Source organism: Micromonospora sp. 4G55 (genome assembly GCF_016803375.1).
The window spans coordinates 1-3,799 of sequence record NZ_JAEVHN010000592.1 but is presented as its reverse complement, the minus strand read 5'-3'; the positions used below and the strand labels follow the sequence as shown (position 1 = coordinate 3,799).

Genomic DNA, 3,799 nt, shown 5'->3' with positions numbered 1-3,799 from the left:
GTACGCCCCGGCGAGGCGGCGGATCGCGGCCGGAAGAGCAGCGAGTCACCGGCGGCGACCGCCCGGACGGCGGTGACCACCTCCGCCGGGCGGGCCCGCTTGAGCAGGAAGCCGCTCGCGCCGGCGCGCAGCGCCTCGTAGACGTACTCGTCGTTCTCGAAGGTGGTGACCACGAGGACGCGGGGCGGGTCGGCGGAGGCGGCGAGCAGCAGCCGGGTGGCCTGGATGCCGTCGATGGCGGGCATCCGCACGTCCATCAGCACCACCCGGGGCCGCAACCGCGCGACCAGCGGGGGCACCTCGGCGCCGTCGGCGGCCTCCCCCACCACCCGCAGGTCCGGCTGGGCGTCGATGATCGCCCGCAGCCCGACCCGGATCAGCTCGTCGTCGTCGACGATCAGCACGTCCGTGCTCACCGCGCCTCCCCCCTCGGCACCGGCAGCCGCACCCCGGACCCGCCAGTGACCATCCTCCGGGCCGGCGGTGATCCGCCCGCCGAGCAGCAGCACCCGTTCCCGCATGCCGTCCAGGCCCCGGCCGCCGCGTCCCGGCCGTGCCGCGCCGCCCAGCAGGTTCTCCAGCTCGATCTCCAACCACCGCCGGCTCGGCGCGTCGGACCCGCGAGGAGCGGGCACGGTCGCGTCCTCGGGTACGTCCACCCGCAGGCGCACCGGGCCGCGGCCGTACCGGGCGGCGTTGGTCAGCCCCTCCTGCACGATCCGGTAGCCCTCCCGGGACACCGCCGGGGGCAGCTCCGCCAGCTCCCCGTCGACCCGCGCGTCGACCCGCAGCCCGGCCGCCCGGGTGTCCGCGACGAGCCGGTCGAGCTGGGCCAGGGTCCGCTGCGGGGCGGTGCCGGCCGGGGCACGGGCGGCGTCCTCGGTCTCCCGGAGCAGGCCCAGCACGTGGTCCAGGTCGTCCATCGCGTGCCGGCTGGTCTCCTCGATCGCGGTGAGCGCCCGGCGGGCGAACTCCGGGTCGCCGTCGAGGAGCTGGCGGGCCGCGCCGGCCTGGAGGGTGGCCACGGTCAGCGCGTGACCCACCGAGTCGTGCAGTTCCCGGGCCAGCCGGTTGCGCTCGGCGAGCCGGGCCGCCCGCGCCGCCAGGGCGGCGAGCTGCTCGGCCGCCGAGGGGCCGAGCAGCGCCGGTGCCATCGAGGCGGCGAGCGTGCCCAGTCCGGCGACCGCGTAGCCGAGGCCGAGCAGCATCAGCACCCCGGTGAGGGTGAGCCAGCCGGTGTCCCGCCCGTCGAGCGGCCCCCAGCTCTCCTGGGCGACCAGCTGGGTGCCGACGCCGAACTGCTGGGCGATGAACGACAACGCCATCGGCAGGGCGCTGATCAGCGCGAACATCACCGTCCCGCCGACGGTCATGTGCAGGGCGATCCAGAGCGCGGCGCGCAGCCGGGTCTCCCGGTCGGCCGGGTGCCCGGCGGCGGGCTCCGGCAGCGGCACGCCGAGCAGGGCGCGGGCGGCGGCGATCTCCAGCGTCCGGCTGCCGTCGAGGAAGAACGGCACCGCGCCGATGACGGCGGCGACCACCATCAGCGCGAAGACCAGCAGCCGGGGCACCTCGCCGCGGGTGAGGAGCTGGACGAAGGTGCCGGCCAGCAGCGCGTACGGCAGGGCCAGCACCCCGCCGAGCAGGAGGAACACGCCACGGCGACAGGTGCTCGCACGGACGAGCGGCGCGATCAGCGCCCGGGGAGTCACCGGGCCATTCTCCCGCCCCGCCACGCCATGCCGACTCCCCCGTGTCGGGGATTCCGCCGCCGCCTCGTCGCCGCGCCCGGGCCTGCCTAGCGCCGCCGGCTCAGCGGTGCTCCTGCACGTACTTCTGCGGGTCCTTGTCGTCGAAGGTCAGGTTGCGGCCGTTCTTGTGCTCGCCGTAGAAGGTCAGCCACCGCGCGCCCAGCTCGGCGCGGAGTTCGACGCTGGCGTGCCGGCGGAAGTCCGGCAGCGCCCCGTCCTCCTCCTCGGCGAGGTGCTCGCTGTTCTCCCGGCGGGCCTTCCACACCGCCGCCCACCACTCGTCGGAGCCCACCGGGTGCAGCTTGGACTCGGCGATGGCGTCGCGGATCTCGTTGTGGTCGCCGATGGCGTCGGTGGTCTCGTCCTCGCCGTCGTCGCCGTGCCGCACCAGATGCGGATAGAGGATCGCCTCCTCCGCCTCGGCGTGGATGTCCAGGTGCAGGGCGAGCGCCTCCCAGACCGCGAGGAGTTCGCTTACGTCGCGGGCGTCGTCGAGCCGGGCGAAGCCGCGGCGGAAGGCGGCGTGGTCGTCCAGGATCAGTGCGGTGATGTCGTCCATGATGCTCACTTCCCCACTCGGGCGCGGATCAGCCTCGGCACCGCCGCCAGGCCGGTGACCGGCCGGAACTGCCGGGCGGCGGCGGCCAGGGCGGCGTACTCGTCGGCGCCGAGGTCGATCTCGGCGGCGGCCGCGTTGCGCTCCATCTGCTCCACACCGGACGCGCCGGGGATGGCACCACGTTCGGGTGGTGCAGCAGATAGGCCAGCGCGATCTGGCTGGGGGTGGCGTCGTGCGCGTCGGCCACCTCGCGCAGCGTCGCGATCAGGGCGGTGCCGCGTTCCAGGTTCTCCGGCAGGAAGTACGGGTTGGCCCGGCGCACCGCCCCGCTCGGCGGGTGCTTCGCGTCGTACCGCCCGGAGAGGAAGCCCTGGGCGAGCGGGCTGTACGCGATGACGATCCGGCCGGCCTGCTCCGCGTACGGGATCAGGTCCTCCTCCGGACCCCGGTCGATCATGCTGTAGCGGACCTGGTTGCTCAGCACCCGCCGACCCAGCGCGGCCTCGGCGAACCGCCAGCGGCGCAGGCTGTAGTTGCTGACGCCGACCTCGGCGACCAGGCCGACGTCCTGCAACGCGCGCATGCCGCGCATGGTGGTGGTGTCGGCGACCACCGGGTTGGGCTGGTGCACCTGGTAGAGGTCGATGCCCTGCACGCCGAGGCGGGCCGCGGAGGCGACCGCCCGCTGCTGCACCACCGGGGCGAGCGGCAGGATCGGGAAGACCTTGCTGGCCACCACGACCTTCTCCCGGTCGGCGCCGAGGGCGGCCCCGAGGATCCGCTCGCTGCGGCCGAAGCCGTACAGCTCGGCGGTGTCGAAGAGGGTGACCCCCAGGTCGAGCGCCCGCCGCACGATGTCCGCCGCCCGGCGTTCGTAGTCGGGGCCGTAGCCCCACTCCTTCGAGCCGAACTGCCAGGTACCGAGACCGATCTTGGAGATGGGCTTGGGCGTGTCGAGCGGGACGAAGCGCATGGGCTCGAAGCTACCCCCGCACACCGGGACGGCACGGCCGTTCCGGGACGCCGGATAGGGTCGGCGTCGTGACCTACCTCGCCGCTGATCAGCGTTACGACTCGATGACCTACCGACGGACCGGACGCAGCGGGCTGCGGCTGCCCGCCGTCTCGCTCGGCCTGTGGCACAACTTCGGGCCGGACCGGCCCTTCGAGCGGCAGCGGGACATCGTCCGACGCGCGTTCGACCTCGGGGTCACCCACTTCGACCTGGCCAACAACTACGGCCCGCCGCCCGGCGCGGCGGAGGAGGCCTTCGGCCGGCTGCTGGCCACGGACCTCAAGCCCTACCGCGACGAGCTGGTCGTCTCCACCAAGGCCGGCTACCTGATGTGGCCCGGCCCGTACGGCGAGTGGGGCTCCCGCAAGTACCTGGTCTCCTCACTGGACCAGTCGCTGCGCCGGATGGGGCTGGACTACGTCGACATCTTCTACTCGCACCGGTTCGACCCGGACACCCCGCTGGAGGAGACGA

4 protein-coding genes are annotated in these 3,799 nt (G+C 74.2%); 1 reads left to right on the top strand and 3 read right to left on the bottom strand.

Annotated features, from left to right (window positions below; translation table 11 throughout):
• The 3 genes from JNW89_RS30535 to JNW89_RS30525 form a co-directional block, all read right to left on the bottom strand.
• Positions 1 to 1,712 (bottom strand): response regulator (locus JNW89_RS30535; RefSeq protein WP_238451713.1); only part of this gene is annotated, 1,712 nt, incomplete at its 3' end.
• Between the two features lie 100 nt (positions 1,713 to 1,812).
• Positions 1,813 to 2,310 carry a hemerythrin domain-containing protein gene (locus JNW89_RS30530; protein WP_238451714.1) on the bottom strand — a complete coding sequence of 166 codons (498 nt, stop codon included), beginning with the start codon at positions 2,308 to 2,310 and terminating at the stop codon, positions 1,813 to 1,815.
• A 28-nt stretch (positions 2,311 to 2,338) separates the two neighbouring features.
• Complete coding sequence (locus JNW89_RS30525) at positions 2,339 to 3,283, bottom strand: aldo/keto reductase (RefSeq protein WP_238451712.1); 945 nt, start codon at positions 3,281 to 3,283, stop codon at positions 2,339 to 2,341.
• A gap of 68 nt (positions 3,284 to 3,351) precedes the next feature.
• On the opposite strand from JNW89_RS30525, the gene JNW89_RS30520 reads away from it, so the two are divergent.
• On the top strand, positions 3,352 to 3,799 hold a 448-nt coding region (locus JNW89_RS30520; protein ID WP_238451711.1), incomplete at its 3' end, for an aldo/keto reductase.